Source organism: Pantoea eucrina, from assembly GCF_020079945.1.
In the GTDB taxonomy this organism is placed as follows: domain Bacteria; phylum Pseudomonadota; class Gammaproteobacteria; order Enterobacterales; family Enterobacteriaceae; genus Pantoea; species Pantoea eucrina.
The window spans coordinates 2,301,898-2,318,091 of the sequence record NZ_CP083448.1; the positions used below are offsets into that span (position 1 = coordinate 2,301,898).

Annotated in this window: 17 protein-coding genes and 1 tRNA gene; 5 read left to right on the top strand and 13 right to left on the bottom strand. The window is 55.2% G+C overall.

Translation table 11 applies throughout. The features are described 5' to 3' along the window. Nucleotides 1-308: 308 nt before the first annotated feature. Nucleotides 309-1,559 (top strand): long-chain fatty acid transporter FadL, encoded by a 1,251-nt coding sequence (fadL, locus tag LAC65_RS10810; protein WP_039385584.1) that lies wholly within the window; start codon nucleotides 309-311, stop codon nucleotides 1,557-1,559. 50 nt (nucleotides 1,560-1,609) lie between these two features. Here the strand turns inward: fadL and mlaA are convergent, their stop codons facing one another. Genes mlaA through ccmA form a run of 10 tightly spaced genes read right to left on the bottom strand, consistent with a single transcriptional unit; the run spans nucleotide 1,610 to nucleotide 9,358 of the window. Next, entirely contained in the window at nucleotides 1,610-2,377 is a 768-nt protein-coding gene (gene mlaA / locus LAC65_RS10815; RefSeq protein ID WP_039379156.1) for a phospholipid-binding lipoprotein MlaA, read from the bottom strand. A 35-nt stretch (nucleotides 2,378-2,412) separates the two neighbouring features. After that, nucleotides 2,413-3,624, bottom strand: a complete 1,212-nt coding sequence (gene ccmI, locus LAC65_RS10820) for a c-type cytochrome biogenesis protein CcmI (RefSeq protein WP_039379157.1) — start codon at nucleotides 3,622-3,624, stop codon at nucleotides 2,413-2,415. Further along, nucleotides 3,624-4,082: a cytochrome c-type biogenesis protein gene (locus tag LAC65_RS10825; protein WP_039379160.1), complete on the bottom strand. Its 459-nt coding sequence runs from the start codon at nucleotides 4,080-4,082 to the stop codon at nucleotides 3,624-3,626. The genes ccmI and LAC65_RS10825 overlap by 1 nt, the downstream gene beginning before the upstream one ends. Then, the gene (locus LAC65_RS10830; protein WP_039379161.1) at nucleotides 4,079-4,636 is read right to left on the bottom strand and encodes a DsbE family thiol:disulfide interchange protein; all 558 of its coding nucleotides are present in this window, start codon (nucleotides 4,634-4,636) and stop codon (nucleotides 4,079-4,081) included. The genes LAC65_RS10825 and LAC65_RS10830 overlap by 4 nt, the downstream gene beginning before the upstream one ends. After that, the gene (locus LAC65_RS10835) at nucleotides 4,633-6,591 is read right to left on the bottom strand and encodes a heme lyase CcmF/NrfE family subunit (RefSeq protein ID WP_039379162.1); all 1,959 of its coding nucleotides are present in this window, start codon (nucleotides 6,589-6,591) and stop codon (nucleotides 4,633-4,635) included. The genes LAC65_RS10830 and LAC65_RS10835 overlap by 4 nt, the downstream gene beginning before the upstream one ends. Continuing rightward, on the bottom strand, nucleotides 6,588-7,073 hold the full coding sequence (gene ccmE / locus LAC65_RS10840) for a cytochrome c maturation protein CcmE (protein ID WP_039379164.1): 486 nt from the start codon (nucleotides 7,071-7,073) through the stop codon (nucleotides 6,588-6,590). Before ccmE ends, LAC65_RS10835 begins: the two co-directional genes overlap by 4 nt. Then, on the bottom strand, nucleotides 7,070-7,300 hold the full coding sequence (gene ccmD, locus LAC65_RS10845) for a heme exporter protein CcmD (protein ID WP_039379165.1): 231 nt from the start codon (nucleotides 7,298-7,300) through the stop codon (nucleotides 7,070-7,072). Before ccmD ends, ccmE begins: the two co-directional genes overlap by 4 nt. Then, nucleotides 7,297-8,037 carry a heme ABC transporter permease gene (locus LAC65_RS10850; protein WP_039379166.1) on the bottom strand — a complete coding sequence of 247 codons (741 nt, stop codon included), beginning with the start codon at nucleotides 8,035-8,037 and terminating at the stop codon, nucleotides 7,297-7,299. Before LAC65_RS10850 ends, ccmD begins: the two co-directional genes overlap by 4 nt. Before the next feature lie 53 nt (nucleotides 8,038-8,090). After that, on the bottom strand, nucleotides 8,091-8,750 hold the full coding sequence (ccmB, locus tag LAC65_RS10855; protein ID WP_039379167.1) for a heme exporter protein CcmB: 660 nt from the start codon (nucleotides 8,748-8,750) through the stop codon (nucleotides 8,091-8,093). Continuing rightward, nucleotides 8,750-9,358: a cytochrome c biogenesis heme-transporting ATPase CcmA gene (ccmA, locus tag LAC65_RS10860; protein WP_039379169.1), complete on the bottom strand. Its 609-nt coding sequence runs from the start codon at nucleotides 9,356-9,358 to the stop codon at nucleotides 8,750-8,752. The genes ccmB and ccmA overlap by 1 nt, the downstream gene beginning before the upstream one ends. 243 nt (nucleotides 9,359-9,601) lie before the next feature. Between ccmA and LAC65_RS10865 the strand changes: the two genes are divergently transcribed. The 4 genes from LAC65_RS10865 to LAC65_RS10880 all read left to right on the top strand — a co-directional run bounded on the left by LAC65_RS10865 (nucleotide 9,602) and on the right by LAC65_RS10880 (nucleotide 12,763). After that, the gene (locus LAC65_RS10865; RefSeq protein WP_071668068.1) at nucleotides 9,602-10,540 is read left to right on the top strand and encodes a formate/nitrite transporter family protein; all 939 of its coding nucleotides are present in this window, start codon (nucleotides 9,602-9,604) and stop codon (nucleotides 10,538-10,540) included. Nucleotides 10,541-10,635: 95 nt separating this feature from the next. Beyond that, nucleotides 10,636-10,710 (top strand) — tRNA-Arg (locus LAC65_RS10870). A gap of 162 nt (nucleotides 10,711-10,872) precedes the next feature. Next, nucleotides 10,873-12,030 carry a tyrosine-type recombinase/integrase gene (locus LAC65_RS10875; protein WP_224144715.1) on the top strand — a complete coding sequence of 386 codons (1,158 nt, stop codon included), beginning with the start codon at nucleotides 10,873-10,875 and terminating at the stop codon, nucleotides 12,028-12,030. A gap of 355 nt (nucleotides 12,031-12,385) precedes the next feature. Continuing rightward, nucleotides 12,386-12,763 (top strand): hypothetical protein, encoded by a 378-nt coding sequence (locus LAC65_RS10880; protein ID WP_224144716.1) that lies wholly within the window; start codon nucleotides 12,386-12,388, stop codon nucleotides 12,761-12,763. A 268-nt stretch (nucleotides 12,764-13,031) separates the two neighbouring features. Here LAC65_RS10880 and LAC65_RS10885 read toward each other — a convergent pair whose 3' ends face one another. The 3 genes from LAC65_RS10885 to LAC65_RS10895 form a co-directional block, all read right to left on the bottom strand. Continuing rightward, on the bottom strand, nucleotides 13,032-13,349 hold the full coding sequence (locus LAC65_RS10885; RefSeq protein WP_224144717.1) for a S24/S26 family peptidase: 318 nt from the start codon (nucleotides 13,347-13,349) through the stop codon (nucleotides 13,032-13,034). Next, a complete protein-coding gene (locus tag LAC65_RS10890) occupies nucleotides 13,349-13,588 on the bottom strand; it encodes a DNA polymerase V (protein ID WP_224144718.1) in 240 nt (79 codons plus the stop codon). The genes LAC65_RS10885 and LAC65_RS10890 overlap by 1 nt, the downstream gene beginning before the upstream one ends. 239 nt (nucleotides 13,589-13,827) lie before the next feature. After that, on the bottom strand, nucleotides 13,828-16,158 hold the full coding sequence (locus LAC65_RS10895) for an SGNH/GDSL hydrolase family protein (RefSeq protein ID WP_224144719.1): 2,331 nt from the start codon (nucleotides 16,156-16,158) through the stop codon (nucleotides 13,828-13,830). Nucleotides 16,159-16,194: the final 36 nt, after the last annotated feature.

Genomic DNA, 16,194 nt, shown 5'->3' on the forward strand with positions numbered 1-16,194 from the left:
AGTGTACGCCTGCGGGCCATTTTCCTCTATCATTGCGTCGCTAAGTGACGAATATCACAATAAAATTTGATCCAAAACAAACCTGAGCCGGTATGCTGACGGCGCAGTATAAAGAAATTGTTAAGCAGATCTGATTTTATCGATCAAGTCTGTAATATTTGAAAAACATTATTGCAACTTACACACAGGTCAGACCTATACTCGTCGCACTGGTCTGATATGTCTGTTTAGTCTCAGTCCCTACAATCCGCCGTCCTTTGTTACGCGACGTGACAACGTTTAATAATAATTTTGATGAGGTTGTGGTCATGAACCATAAGAACCTGTTTGCAAAGTCAGCTGTGGCAGCTGCAGTGGCGCTCGTCTCCTCCCAGGTTTACGCCGCAGGCTTTCAACTTAACGAATTCTCAGCAATTGGATTAGGTCGCGCTTATTCAGGCGAAGGCGCGATGGGTGACACAGCAGCATCGGCCAGTCGTAACCCCGCCACCATGGCACTGATGGATAGCCCGATGTTCTCGATCGGCGCAGTCTATATCGATCCTGAAGTGGATATCAGCGGACGCAGTCCGCTCACCGGCAATAGCCTGAACGCGAATAACATTGCGCCTAATCAGTGGGTACCAAATATTCACTATGTTCAGCCGCTTACCGATCGGTGGTGGGTGGGCGCATCCGCAACCTCAAACTATGGCCTGGCCACTGAATTCAATAATGGTTATGCCGCAGGGGGCTATGGCGGTAAAACCGATCTGATGACCGCTAACCTTAATCTCAGCACCGCCTATCGTCTGAACGAGCACCTGAGCGTTGGCGTTGGCTTTGATGCGGTTTATGCCCGCGCCAAAATTGAGCGTTATGCCGGTGAAGCTGGCCCGGCAGTGGGCTTCCCGTCCGATCTGCAGGTCGCACACCTTAAAGGCAATGAGTGGGGCTATGGCTGGAACGCCGGCGTGCTGTATGAAGTGGATAAAAATAACCGTTTCGGCTTTACCTACCGCTCTGAAGTAAAAGTCGACTTTGACGGCAATTATAAAAACGATATCCCGGCGGCGTTTGGCGGTACCGGCGGCTCAACGGTGCCCGGCTACCTGACCCTGAACCTGCCGGAAATGTGGGAAGTGTCCGGCTGGCATAAAGTTGCGCCGCAGTGGGCAGTGCACTACAGCCTTGCCTATACCAGCTGGAGCCAGTTCCAGGAGCTGAAAGCGACTGGCAGCCGCGGCCAGACGCTGTTCCAGAAAGATGAGAGCTTTAAAGATGCCTATCGCATTGCGCTGGGTACCACCTACTTCTATGACGATCGCTGGACCTTCCGTACCGGTATCGCCTTCGATGACAGCCCGGTTCCGGCCGATAAACGCTCTATCTCTATTCCGGATCAGGATCGTCTGTGGCTGAGCGCCGGTGCGTCTTACGCCTTTACGCCTGAAGCGTCAGTGGATGTCGGCGTATCTTATATGCATGGTCAGCACGTTACCGTTAATGAAGCCCCTTATACCTTCAACTCAGAAGGCAAAGCCTGGCTTTACGGCGCAAGCTTTAACTATAAGTTCTGATCGCGCCTGCCGCACAAGTAATAAGGGCAACCCGGTGGGTTGCCCTTTTTTTACGGCGCGTCGATATCCTGCAAATCGTTTTGTATCGCGCTGGCGTTTGGATTCTCTTCCGGCTTCAGCTTGCCGCCGTTAGCCAGAAAATCGTTACGCTGGAAATAGGCATTGCGGATAAAAGAGTAAGGATCCTGCTGCTGTTTCAGCAGCCCGTCAGAGTCCAGCAGCTGAGCACGCGTCTCTACTCCCTCCAGCGCCCACTTACCGATCGACATCGGCCAGGTCAGCCAGCTGAGTACCGGATAGAGCGTATCCACATAGTCACCGCCATCCTGCCGCACGGTGAAACTGCCGTAGCCGGGCAGCACCACATACGGACCGTAGCCGACACCATAACGCCCCAGCGTACTGCCAAAGCGATGCGGCACCTCGCGCGCCAGCGCCGGGTTCGCTTTGCCTGCGACGTCGATAAAGCCGCCCAGACCCAGTACGGTATTCAGGAAGAAACGCGTGAAGTGGATCCCGGCCTGACGCGGCTCGCCTACCAGAATGGAGTTAACCATGCTGGCGGGTTCATTCAGGTTGCCGAGAAAATTACTCATGCCGGTACGCGCCGGTACCGGCACATAGTCGCGCCAGGCTACCGCCACCGGGCGCACCACATAAGGATCAAGTACGTTGTAATTAAAATTGAACATCGTACGGTTAAAACCTTCCAGCGGATCGCTGCGCTGCGCCGGGGCGGCGTCATCCGCCGGTTTTGAGCTGGCGCATCCCACCAGAAGTAAACTGGCCAGTGCCAGACTGGTCAGGCGGTTATTCATGTTCTTCTCCCTGTGCGGATGATAAATGTAGCGCTTCAGGGCTGCTGCTGATTGATCTCAACAGTCAGCGGCTGGTGACCCTCCCACGAGGTAATAGCACTGAGCCCGAACCAGTCCCCGGCCTGAGGATTTGCGCTGCCGTCGCGGGCAATACGCACTCTGACCTGAACCTGATGCTGCGCCGAAAGCAGGCGATCGGGCATCATAGCGTCGCTGTCATCCAGCGTAAGCGATAGCGGAAAGTGGCTAAGCGGCAGGCGCTTAACGGCCACGGGCACCGGTGAAACACCGTCAGATACAGAAATATACAACACTCCGTCCGGCGGCAACATTTTTTCTGCCGGCGGCGACAGCTTGACCGTCAGGCTCAGCGCAACCGCCTGCTGCCCGGCAGCGGTTTTCGCCTGCTCAATGCTGCGCTGAATCAGCGTTATGCGCGGATCGCCGGCAGGCAGCAACGCCAGCATGGCGCGCCACGCGTCGAGCGCTTCAGTATAGTTCTGCTGTCCGGATGCGTTGAACGCCAGCAGGCTAAGCGTACGCAGATTCGCGCTGTCGCGCTTGAGCAGCGCATGCAGCAGCACGCTCGCCTGCCGGTTATCCTGTGGATCGCCGGAACGCGTCAGGACTTCGGCGTAATCCTGCTGCAGCTCCAGGCTGTCAGGCGCACGCTGCAGCGCGCGCTCAAACGCCTGTCCGGCAGCGGTAGCATTGTTCAGCACCATACCAAGCCGCCCCAGCATCGCCCACTCATCGGCGCTGCCGGGTGTCTGCTGCAGCGCCGTGCGCAGTCCCAGCTGCAGGCGCGCCAGCTCCTCCATCGTCAGCGGCTGCGCATCCGGATCCATTACGCGGGCGCGCAGCGCCGGATAGTCACGCTGAACGGCGATCCAGCCGGCCAGCTGAGCGTAGCCGCCGGTTTGCAGATAGACCCCGGTCGATACCAGCAGCAGCAGCACGACCCCCGGCAGCAGTACCCAGCGGCTGCTCTGCCGCCCCGGGACGTGCTGCCCGTCAGTGACGTCAGTCAGCAGCATCTGCTGCAGATCGCGCTCCATCTCCGCCCGGTTGGCTACCACGCCTTCCGTTTCATCACGCTGCAGCTCGCGCAGGCGCTGCTGGTAAAAGGCGGTGTTAAGACGGTCGCGTTCGTCAGCATGGTATTCACGCTGGTGCCATCCCGCAGCCAGAAACAGCGCTACCGCAGCCGCCAGTAAAACGATCAGAGTCATGCAAAATACAATCATTACGGCTTCCCGTTACGTTCCAGAATCGCCGCCAGGCGCTGTTGTTCATCGTCATTCAGTTCAGTCGTTTCACGCGCGCGGCGGTTACGCAGCAGGATCACCCCGCCGCCCAGCAGCACAAACAGCGCCGGACCGGCCCATAAAATCAGCGTCGCGGGCGTCAGCGGCGGATCGTAAGTGACAAAGTGACCGTAGCGCGCCACCATGTAATCCACTATCTGCTGCCGGCTCTTGCCCTGCTGCATCAGCTCATAGACTTTCAGGCGCATGTCAGCGGCAATCATGGCGTTTGAATCTGCAATGCTGTTGTTCTGGCATTTCGGGCAGCGCAGTGAGGCGGTGATCGCCCGGTACTGATCCTCCTGCTGCAGCGAGGTAAACTGCAGGCTATCTGTGGTGGTGGCCCGGACGCTGAGCGTAAGCAGCAGCGCCGTCAGCGCAATAAGCAGCCTGCTCATGCCCCCGCCTCCCGGCTATATTTTTCCCACAGCGGTTTAACTTCTTCATTCCAGACGCGCTCGTTCATATCACCGGCGTGGCGATAACGAATGATGCCGTGGCCATCAATGAGAAAGGTTTCCGGCGCACCGTAGACACCGAGGTCAAGCCCCAGCATGCCGCTGCCGTCGTAGAGGCTCAGCGCGTAAGGGTTGCCCAGCGTATTAAGCCAGTTTATCGCTTTCGTACGGTCATCTTTATAGTTGAGGCCAACCACACGCACGCCCTGCTCCGCCAGCCGGTTCAGATAGTGATGCTCAGCGCGGCAGGTCGGACACCAGGTTGCCCAGACGTTGAGCAGCAGCGGCTGACCATCGGTAAGGATCTGCTGGCTGTAGATTTTGCCTGGCTGATCCAGCGCTTCCAGTCTGAACTGTGGCACCGGTTTGCCCGTCAGGGCTGACTCAAGCCGGGAGGGATCGTCACCCTGTGCATTACGCGACAGCTGCCACAGCAGCGCTGCCGCCAGCAGCAGAAACAGCGCCAGGGGAATAAAGAGAATTTTTTTGCTCATGCCCGCTCCTCACGCGCAACTTTTTTCCGCGCGCGATAACGCGGATCCAGCAGGCAGAGCAGGCCGCCTGCCGCCATAAACAGGCCGCCAAACCAGATCCAGCGGACAAAGGGTTTGTAGTAGAGGCGTACGGCCCAGGCGCCGTTATCCAGCTCCTCGCCGAGTGCGGCATAGAGATCGCGGGTAAATCCGCCGCTGATCGCCGCTTCGGTCATCATGGTGCGGGCAGCGGTATAAAAGCGTTTTTCCGCCCGCAGTACCGCTTCCGGTTTGCCATCGCGGGTGACATCGATGATCGCCACGCCGCCGCTGTAGTTAGGCCCCTGCAGGTTATGCACGTCGCGGAACACAAAGTGATAGCGATGAATATCGATGCTGTCGCCCGCCTTCATGCGCACATCGCGCTCAACGCTGTACTGGGTGCTGAACGCGATGCCTACTACCGTTACCGCTACGCCCAGATGCCCCAGCACCATGCCCCAGTGGCTGCGCGACAGATGCCACAGCCCTTTCAGCAGGCTATGCCGGTGAGTCGCGCGCTCATGCAGCTCCATCAGCGTCAGCAGCGTGACCCAGATCGCCATCAGCAGCCCGGTTACCGTCATCGCTTCAATGCGATCTTCCAGCAGCCACGGCAGCAGAACAGAGAGCAGCAGGGTAACCACCAGCCCGGCACTCAGCCGCTTCCACAGCTTTTGCGGCTCATCACGCCGCCAGCGCACCAGCGGACCAATACCGAGCAGCAGCGCAAACGGCGCCATCAGCCAGCTGAACAGCGTATTAAAGAAAGGTTCTCCCACTGAGATACTGCCCAGCCCCAGCTGCTTGTGCACCAGCGGCAGCAGCGTACCGAGCAGGACCACCAGCATTGCCGCAATCAGCAGCACGTTATTGCCCAGCAGAAACGATTCCCGCGACCAGATTTCACTCTGCACGCGGCTGCGTACCTGCCCGCCGCGCAGCGCATAGAGCAGCAGCGAGCTGCCAATCACGATGATCAGAAAAGCGAGAATAAACATCCCGCGCGCCGGATCGGAGGCAAAGGCGTGCACCGAGACCAGCACGCCGGAGCGCACCAGAAAGGTGCCGAGCAGGCTGAGCGAAAACGTCGCGATCGCCAGCAGCACGGTCCAGGCTTTGAAGCTGCCGCGCTTTTCCGTTACCGCCAGCGAGTGCATCAGCGCGGTTCCGGCCAGCCACGGCATAAACGAGGCGTTTTCCACCGGGTCCCAGAACCACCAGCCGCCCCAGCCCAGCTCATAATAGGCCCACGCCGATCCCAGCACGATACCGATGGTCAGAAACACCCATGCGGCGGTGGTCCAGGGGCGCGACCAGCGCGCCCAGGCGGTATCCAGCCGTCCGGTCATCAGCGAGGCGATGGCAAAGGCAAAGGCGACCGAAAAACCGACATAGCCCATATAGAGCAGCGGCGGATGGAAGATCAGGCCGATATCCTGCAGCATCGGGTTAAGATCGCCGCCGTCGATGGGGAAATCAGGCAGCGTGCGGGCAAACGGGTTGGAGGTCAGCAGGATAAACAGCAGAAAGCCGGCGTTGATCATCCCCATTACCGCCAGCACGCGCGCCAGCGCATCGCGCGGCATCTCGCGGCTGAAAATTGCCACCGCCAGCGACCAGCTGCTGAGCAGCAGTACCCACAGCAGCAGCGATCCTTCATGCGCACCCCAGGTCGCGGCAACGCGGTAATAGACCGGCAGCAGCGTATTTGAATTTGTCGCAACGTATGCAACGGTGAAATCGTTCACCACAAATGCGTGCACCAGCACCATAAAGGCGGCGGCAATGGCTAAAAACATGCCCCAGGTCAGCGGTCGCGCGAGCGTCATTAGCCGCGCATCCTGACGCGCGGCGCCCCATAGCGGGTAAATACTCAGCAGCAGCGCCAGGCCCAGCGCCAGACAGAGCAGAAAAGTTCCGATTTCCGGCATCATGGCTGATTACCCGCCGGCTGATAGCGCACTGCGGCGCGGGTATGATTGGTATTCATTGCATCCTGAATTTCCGGCGGCGTGTATTTTTCGTCGTGCTTAGCCAGCACTTCCCGGGCGCTGATAACATTACCCGCCTGCAGTACGCCCTGCGCCACTACCCCCTGCCCTTCGCGGAAGAGATCGGGCAGGATGCCGTTATAGCTGACGCTGACCACGCCTCTGGCGTCATACAGGCTGAAGGTTACCGCCAGCGACTGCGGATCGCGCCTCACGCTGCCTGGCATCACCATGCCACCCACGCGCAGACGCTGCCCCGCTTCCGGCTTCAGCTGCGCGTCGCCTTTGCCGTTGATAATCTCGCCCGGCGTATAGAACAGATCGATGTTTGAGCGCAGAGCATACATCACCAGCGCGGTCGCCAGGCCAAGGCCGGTAAGAATAGCCAGCACCACCAAAAGACGGTTGCGACGACGGAGATTCATCCTGCCTCCCCGGCAGCGCGCGCGCGCTGTTTAGTCTGTGCCGCACGCACACGCTGCTCCCGCGCCTGACGCTGACGGATCTCCGCCAGCAGACGCCGCCGCTGCAGCAGCGTATGCAGCACCAGGCCCAGTAGCGGGATCAGGGTGCAGGCAACCGACAGCCAGACAAAAAAGGCGTAGCCGCCCATAGCAAAGAATTCACTCCATGAGGTGAAGGCCGGACTCATGCTTTTGCTCCCTGCTGTGCCAGCGCGATAGCCCACGGACGATGCCGTTCGGTCAGTAAAATCAGGTTACGCAGCCGCATCAGCGTCAGCGTGATAAACAGCAGCAGATAGCCGAGAATCGACCAGCGCAGCGGCGTGCGCATAGAGGGATCGATTGCCTGCTGCAGCAGACCGGATGAGCCCTGATGCAGCGTGTTCCACCACTGCACAGAAAAATGAATAATCGGCAGGTTCACCACGCCGACGAGGATCAGGATACCGGCGGCGCGTCCCGCCGTGCGGCGATCGTCAAAGGCGAGCCAGAGCGCCATCGCGCCCATATAAAGGAACAGCAGCACCAGCTCTGAGGTGAGGCGCGCATCCCAGATCCACCAGGTTCCCCACATCGGTTTGCCCCATGCGGAGCCGGTAATCAGCGCAATAAAGGTAAAGGCGGCTCCCACCGGCGCCATCGCGGCGGCGGCCAGGTCAGCCATCTTCAGCTGCCACACCAGACCGGTAAAGGCGGCAATCGCCATGGCGGCGTAGATCCCCATTGACCACATGGCAGCGGGCACGTGCAGGTACATAATCCGGAAGCTATTGCCCTGCTGGTAATCAGCCGGGGCGAAGCCAAATCCCCATCCCCAGCCAAGCAGCAGCGCGCCGGCTGCGGCAATCGCCATGCCGGGAATAAGTCGCCCGCATAGCTGGTAAAGGCGTTCCGGCCTTGCCCACTGATGTATCCATTTCCACATTTGCATTGCTCACACTAATAATAAAGAGGGAACGGCTTCTCTGAGGAAGCGCGCTACTGCAGGCTGATCCGCAGCGCTGCAGCGGTGGCAAACGGCGACAGCGTCGCACTTACCGCCAGCATCGCGCCCAGAACCGCCAGATAGCCGCCAACTGGCAGCCCCTGCCCGGCGGCGTCGATAGCCGCACTGGCAAAAATCAGAACCGGAATGGTCAGCGGCAGCACCAGCAGGCTGAGCAGCACGCCGCCACGCCGCAATCCCGTTGTCAGGCCGGTGCCGATAGCACCAAGAAAGCTCAGCGTCGGCGTACCCAGCAGCAGCGTCAGCGCCAGCGCGCGCCAGCCGGCCATATCCAGCGACAGCAGCAGTGCCGCCAGCGGCGACAGCAGGATCAGCGGCAGGCCGGTGACCAGCCAGTGAGCAATCACTTTACCCAGCACCGTGACCGGCAGCGGCGCCGGCAACAGCAGCAGCTGCTCCAGCGATCCATCAAGGAAATCGTCACGGAACAGGCGCTCCAGCGCCAGCAGCGAAGCCAGCAGAGCGGCGACCCAGACCACGCCGGGCGCAATGCGCGCCAGCTGCTGCGGCTCCGGACCGATGCCGAGCGGAAACAGCGTAATGACAATCAGAAAGAACCACAGCGGGTTGATCACTTCAGCCCCGCTGCGAAACGCAATTTTCAGTTCACGCCGGAGAATACGCAGCAGCATTATTGCCACTCCCCGCTCAGGCGTATTTTACGCAGCGCGGCGGCGGGCAGTTCCTGATGCGTGGTGAGGATCACCGCCCCGCCCTGGCTGGCGTGCTGGTTAAAACGCGCCATGAGTGCTTCCACACCGGCTTTATCAATGGCGGTCAGCGGTTCATCCAGGATCCACAGTCGGGCTGAGCTGAGCCAGAGGCGCGCCAGCGCGACGCGCCGCTGCTGACCCGCAGAGAGCTGCGCCACCGGTACCTCTTCATAGCCGGTCAGGCTGACCTGCTCCAGCGCCGCATACAGCGCCGTCTGGCTGCTGTCGCCGTGCCAGAAACGCAGATTTTCCAGCGGAGAGAGTACCGCTTTTACGCCAGGCTGATGGCCAAGATAAAGCAGGTTTTGTTGCCATATTTCACGCTGACGCTGCAGCGTTTCGCCCTGCCAGCGCACTTCGCCCTCTTCTGCCCGGCTAAGCCCGGCCAGCAGACGCAGCAGTGAAGTTTTACCGGCGCCGTTCGGCCCTTCTATCTGCACGAGGTCACCCGGCCGGACATGGAAGCTCAGCCCATGGAACAGCATTCGCTCATCGCGAACGCATGAGAGATTAATGACTTCGAACATAGAGGGGCGCATCACCGCAAAAAATGAGGCGGCGATAATACCACACTGTTGCAGTGCGCCGAAGAGTGTGACCGTGCTCTCATTTCGCTGCGCACCGCTGTTTCACGCCTTCAGATCCGAAAACTGTATAAAAAAGCCGCGCGGTTAAAATTTTGTTACGCTTAAAGAAATTCTTCGTAACATTTCAGGCTTGCTAAAACCGTCTACGCTTATTACGCATTGGCACTATCACCAGGAGCAAACATGAAGCCATCGCCATCAAATGCTGAACACGACAATGACGTAGACAGCGAAGAAAAAGAGCAAGGCACTGAGATTGAAGTTGATGAAGAGGCCCTGCCCTCGCGGGCAGCGGCGATTCATGAAGAGATACGGCAGGACGGGGAGAAAGAGCTAGAGCGTGACGGCATGGCGCTGCTGTGGTCAGCCATCGCCGCAGGCCTCTCAATGGGCGCTTCGCTGATGGCGAAAGGGATTTTTCAGGTTCACCTTGAAGGGGTCCCCGGCGCCTTTCTGCTGGAGAACCTCGGCTACACCTTTGGCTTTGTGATTGTGATCCTCGCGCGGCAGCAGCTGTTTACCGAGAACACCGTGACGGCGGTCCTGCCGGTCATGCATAAGCCCACCGGCAGCAATTTTATGCTGCTGCTGCGCCTGTGGGGGCTGGTGCTGCTGGGCAATCTGATTGGTACCGGGCTGGCGGCGCTGGCCTTTAACTACATGCCCATTTTTGATGAGGCGACGCGCCAGGCGTTTACGGCCATCAGTGAAAAGGTGATGGAAAATTCGCCGGGCGAGATGTTCGCTAATGCCGTGATCTCCGGCTGGATCATCGCCACTATGGTCTGGATGATCCCGCATGCGGAGAATGCCAAACTGCTGATCATCATTATGATGACGTGGCTGGTGGCGCTGGGCGATCTGGCGCATATCGTGGTCGGCTCGGTCGAAGTACTCTATCTGGTCTTTGCGGGAACGGTGCCGTGGCAGGAGTTTTTCTGGCCGTTTGCGCTGCCCACGCTGCTCGGTAACATCACCGGCGGCACGCTGATTTTTGCCCTGATCAGCCATGCGCAGATCCGCAACGACATGAGCGAAGAGGCCAAAGCGAAGGCGCGGGCAGATCACAAACGCCGTGAGAAAGCAGAAGCGAAGAACGCTGCCGGAGAGCAGACGGAGTAACCGCTCTTCCGGGCGCGGCGCTGCTGACAGAATGAGCAATCACGCCGCGCCCGGTTAACATCCGGGAGACATACGGGTATACTGCGTTTCCGGATGTCTCCTTAGTTAAATGGATATAACGAGCCCCTCCTAAGGGCTAGTTGCAGGTTCGATTCCTGCAGGGGACGCCATATAGCAGTTCGCCACCCTCCTTACCCGTTCGCAAAACTCCCTTATATTCAGGCATCCGCTTAATCATGCGTTCGCTGTCGTTCGCCATAGTTCGTTGACAGCCAGTTAATTGCCTGGGTAAATTCTGGGTAAATCAATTTTACCCATCCGGATTTTACCCAATGCTCACCATCAAGCAGATTGACGCTGCTAAACCCAAAGAAAAGCCCTATCGCGTGGCTGACGGTAACGGGCTCTTCCTTTATGTGCCTGCATCCGGGAAAAAGGTCTGGCAGGTCCGCTATCAGTTCGATGGCAAAGAGAAAGTGCACACCATCGGCAAGTATCCGGAAATTGGTCCGGCTGATGCCCGAAACATGGCGTTTGAGCTAAAGCGCGATCTGGCGATCGGAGTGAACCCGGCAATTAAGAAGAAGCATAAAGAGAAAGAGCCGGACTCGTTCGCCACAATTTTTGAGGAGTGGTACAAGCACAAGCGTCAGGTATGGTCGGAAAGCTACGCCACGGAACTCAAGCGCATGTTTGAGGCTGACATCCTCCCCTATCTGGGAAAGCTGCAGATGGATGAGGTTGAGCCGATGACGCTGCTCAAGGTGCTGCGCAGGTTTGAAGAGCGTGGAGCTATGGAGCGAGCCAACAAGGCGCGCCGCCGCTGCGGTGAGGTATTCAGGTACGCCGTGGTAACCGGCCGCGCCAAATATAACCCGGCGCCAGACCTGGCTGATGCAATGAAGGGATACAGAAAGCAGAACTATCCTTTCCTGCCGGCCGAGCAGATACCGGCTTTCAACGCGGCGCTTGCCACGTATTCGGGCAGTGTTATTTCCCGTGTGGCCACTCAGGTTCTGCAGTATACCGCCATGCGTACAAAGGAAATGCGTAGCATGCAATGGGCAGACATCGATTTTGAAAACGACATGATCACCATCGCGGCTGAGGTAATGAAGAACCGCAAAATCCACATCGTGCCGATGTCCCGCCAGGTGAAAGAGCTGCTAATGTTCCTGAAGCCTATCACCTCAATGTCTTCCTTCGTTTTCCCCGGGCGCAACGATAAATCAAAGTCGATCAGCGACGCGGCTGTTCTGCTTGTGATCCGCCAGATAGGCTATGAAGGGCTGGCGAGCGGCCACGGATTCCGCCACCAGTTCAGTACGGTGCTTAATGAGCATGGCTGGCCGCATGATGCCATCGAGCGACAGCTGGCGCACGTTGACCGGAACAACATCCGTGGCATCTACAACCACGCCCAGTACCTCGACAAGCGCCGGGAAATGATGCAGTGGTGGGCTGACTATGTTGATTGCAAGAAACACTAAACTAACAGGTAAGGTTTAAACATAAGCTTATGTTTTTTATGGCTTTTGATAGATGTTTCTTTCCTTTTATAGGAACTGAATTTCTCTGTGATCCTTGAAATTTTTTCTTTAAACCTCAAAGTATGTGTAACCGCCTTTTTTCACATTTTGCACGTTTTGCATATTGATGAAATCAGAAAAAAGCGTAGATTGATTTTCCATCAAAGCGTCTATAATGGTTTTGTAGACAAAAAATTCTCGGGTATGCCTGCTTTTGTGATGGTTTGAAAAATTTTTAGTAAAGATTGTTCATTGTTTGCCGATTTTGTGGATATATAGTTTGTTAAACAATTCTGCACACAATGGACTAACGTACATGAATGACATTCAAAAAAAACAGTATGACCAGATTATCGAATCAGTAAGTTTTGCTCTCAAATCGTTAGAGCAGCTGTTCGAAGCTCATGGCATGCACGGCATGTATACATTAGCTAACCCGGACCTTGATGGCCTGAAAGACATTTTTGCTAAAATGAAAGATGGTATTGATCTGATTGCTAAAGATTTTGAGCATATGGTTACTACCGCTCGAGATATGGATGCAGCTAACGCAAGCATCAATGTGATGAACATCAAGCAAGGTTTGGTTTTTGCAGAATCTCTTCTGATTGCGGTTGAAAAATTGGATCATGACATGTGCTTAGAGGCGCATAACAGAATTAAAGATCATGACCTTCCGCCAACTCAGTGGTAGAATTTTGCGCAATTTATTTCGGGGCATGGGTGGTTCCCGTGCTCGTATCACACACTAACAGGAGCAATATCATGTCTAATCTTGCTAAAATGCATGCTGATTCCATCCAGCTTCGTAAGCTGATCAATAACTTACTTGAGCGCTCTGCACTAACCGAACAGAAAGCAGCGTAAGAAAAAGCCCGGCGAGAGCCGGGTTTTTTGTGCTTTTTTACCTTAATGGGTTCTCCATGCGCATTGGGATCACCTCATTAAGGGTTAGCTTTAACTTAACCGAAGTTATTATCGTAAACGTGCCGAACCTCGCACGTCACCTTCCCCAGCACGATGACATCGTTCAGCGGCTCACCTTCGATCACCTCGCCCTCTTCCGTGACCAGGCTGTTGCGGTACATCTTCCCCAGCCCGGAGTAACCGTTCCACTGATACGCAATCCTGTTGCCGGGCTTTACCTTCGCAGCTGAATCAACCAGCAGGAAGCCGTCCGGGATATCGACACGAAACGTTGTGGCCGGGTTGGGGATGAATACTGAGTTGAGACTGAGCCGCGGCTCTATGTAGTCCTGCGCCGGTGAAGGGAATCCCATCAGAGGCCACCGTTAGGGTTGAACCGAAACCACGTCATATTCTCGCCCTCCTGCGTTGAGGCGTCGCGGAACGTGGTTGTGTGGCTCCGTATCCAGTCGTTAGCTTGCTTGAGCGTGAAGTGCCAGTTAACGCGCTCCAGCTCCTCTACAAAGTCGGCGGTTGTAACGGTGCTGCGGCCTGATGGCGTGCGCTTGATAGAGCTGATGAATGCTTCTTTGATCTGGTACTCGCGTGGCATGGTCAAATCCTCCTCTGATAATAACTGTATATAGATACAGTAGTATTGATCGGTGGATCTGATCAAGACGCTTCAGGCATATCTTTTGCGAACCTGCTGGCTAGTACAGGTATTTATTTGGTGCGGCCGGCGAGAATGGTTAATGTTTGGGCTCCCACCCTGCTGCCCGCTCAGATCGGCGCGGTACAGGGTTGCCCCGTCGCCGGGGCTTTTTTGCGCAACAGGCATCCCTGTTCAGATTAAGCCAGAACAACAGATATATTGTTAAAGAGAATGCCTGCCACGCCTCCTCCTACCTCGCAAACTATGTCGCCATTCGATTTAATCCTAAGAACTCTCGCACCCCACGCTGAACCTGAGTCAACCCCAAGCGTACCGACCAGATAATCTGCTTGCCCGAAACCACTCCATCGGTCTATCGTGGCTATAGTTGCCCCCTGGGTAACGCCAGATCCCATAACTCCGCCTTTCAGGAAGAGAATGCCATTGACCAATTTCGCTGACGGCACTGTAAGGTAGGTAGAAACATTTGCTTTCATTAGTACGTTAAGGGAAAGGTCTGAAAAATTTATCTTGAGATTCTGAGCCTGCATTACCGGTGTAATAATGCGTGCCAAACCTTGAGCGCTTGGGTGGTTAATTCCATTACCACCATAGGGAGCCTTTCTGTTAGGTGTGCTATCTCCTTCACCCCACATCTCTCTGTCAGTAATAGTTTTTTTGCGCTGGGTGGGCAATCCAAGCATTACCCGAATCTGAGACACGTTCCCAGATAGAGTTCCGCCGGTACCTATTTTTGGGTTGGTAATCCCGCCATGTCTTATCATCCTGAATGATGAAAGTAATGTGTTTGGAGTGCCGTCTCTGACAGGCGCTGAAGCGTTAGTGCCGATATAAACATGGCATTCGTTATTCAGCACTGTTATAACAAGCCAGAAGTTTCCATTTGGTATGGCAATTCCCGTATTTAAGCTGAAGTAAGTATCAATATACTCAGTTCTTGCTGATACCTGGAAGTTTCCAGACCCGTCAGACCCGACATAAATAAAATCCTCCGAAGTATCACCGCCACAGTTAACATAAATTGGCGTTGTCTTGTTCCACCCTGATATAAGTGCTTCAAATGCGAAGTCTACGCACTGAGGCGCAGAGTAAGCACCGTTGGTTGGCGTTGCGGAAATCTCTTGCAGCTCGCACGCAACCTGGTCTTTACCATCCCGACACTGCACATAGTATCGGTTGAAGTCCCAGACTGACATATTAGTAAATTGAGCATATGTTCTTTCTGCGCCTGCCGCGAAGTTTCTTCCTTCCTGAAACCCCAGGCCATCAAACGACACTCCATTATTGTAAGCGCTTGATCTGGAGGGAACCATGCAGGTACACATTACAAAATGTGCATACGGCGATCCTGCTCTCAGCTTATTAACTGTTGAAGCCATAGTCCCCATGTTGAATCCCATATGATCATTCATGCCGAATGCCATTACTATGATGTCAGGAGATTCATCGTTAATATAGTCAACCCAATTTTTGCTGGTGTCAGCATACCAAGACGGGAAAGCTGATGGCTTTGTATTAGCATTGATCCAAGTCTGGCCACCAATAGCTCTGTTTACAAAGGTAAATGTATATCCGGGATTCTGAGCCTGAAGCTCTGCCTTTATAACAGATGACTGGCATATGCCTAAAGTTAGTGAGTCTGCCCAATCAAGCGATATAGAGTCACCAAAAAATACCACTTTGATATTTGTTTTCGGCTGCTTCCTTATCTGGATATTAGAGCCATTCACCAGTACCGGCTCACTGCACAACTTATCCTCTACGGATACATTGTATAGGCCGCTTGGCAATCCGCTAAATTTACCTGGGCCATAAAATCGAAAGTCAGGAAGATGGAGAACTCTTCTGGAATAGATGTAATTATCATAGTCATATCCGGGATCAACCGGATAACTTACATCCATGTATATCTCACGAACTCCTGCGGTGTATAGTTGTTGTAGCTTATTATTCAAAACAATTGCATTACTTGCCGCATCCGAATTCGATGTTGAAAGTCCAAGTGAACTGGAGGTGACACGGATTGATTTTAATTCATTACCTACCGTGCCAGCCTGGTATGATGCCAGCTGTGAAAATCCAACCAGGTTTGCGCCTGTTTTTTCTGACAGTTGTTTCCTTAATACTTCACTTATATCAACTGCTATCCATTTTCCTTCACCTACCCCACCTGTTGATTCCGGTGTCGATGATGGTGGCACGGTTTTTGGTATTGTTGCCAGATCATCCCACCTATACCAGATTCCGGTTGAAGAGTCCTGAATAACAGAGCCTGCCGCCAATATTTTAGCACCAGCCTGGAACGTCCCAACGGGAACCCAGCCCAGATCATATATCTGTTGCAAAACAAGGCTCTTTAATCCCTCAATGGTATAATGAGCCTGACCGAACCTATCGATATACTGCATTGCCAAAGAGTTTGTGAATTCGTCGATCTTGCCTGCATTATATTTCAGGTCGCGAGGCAACTCGCTTGGCACTGGGTTTTTTGTTGGCTGTGTAGTCATATTTTTTCCATGAAAAAAGGCCAGCGCTTAGGCTGG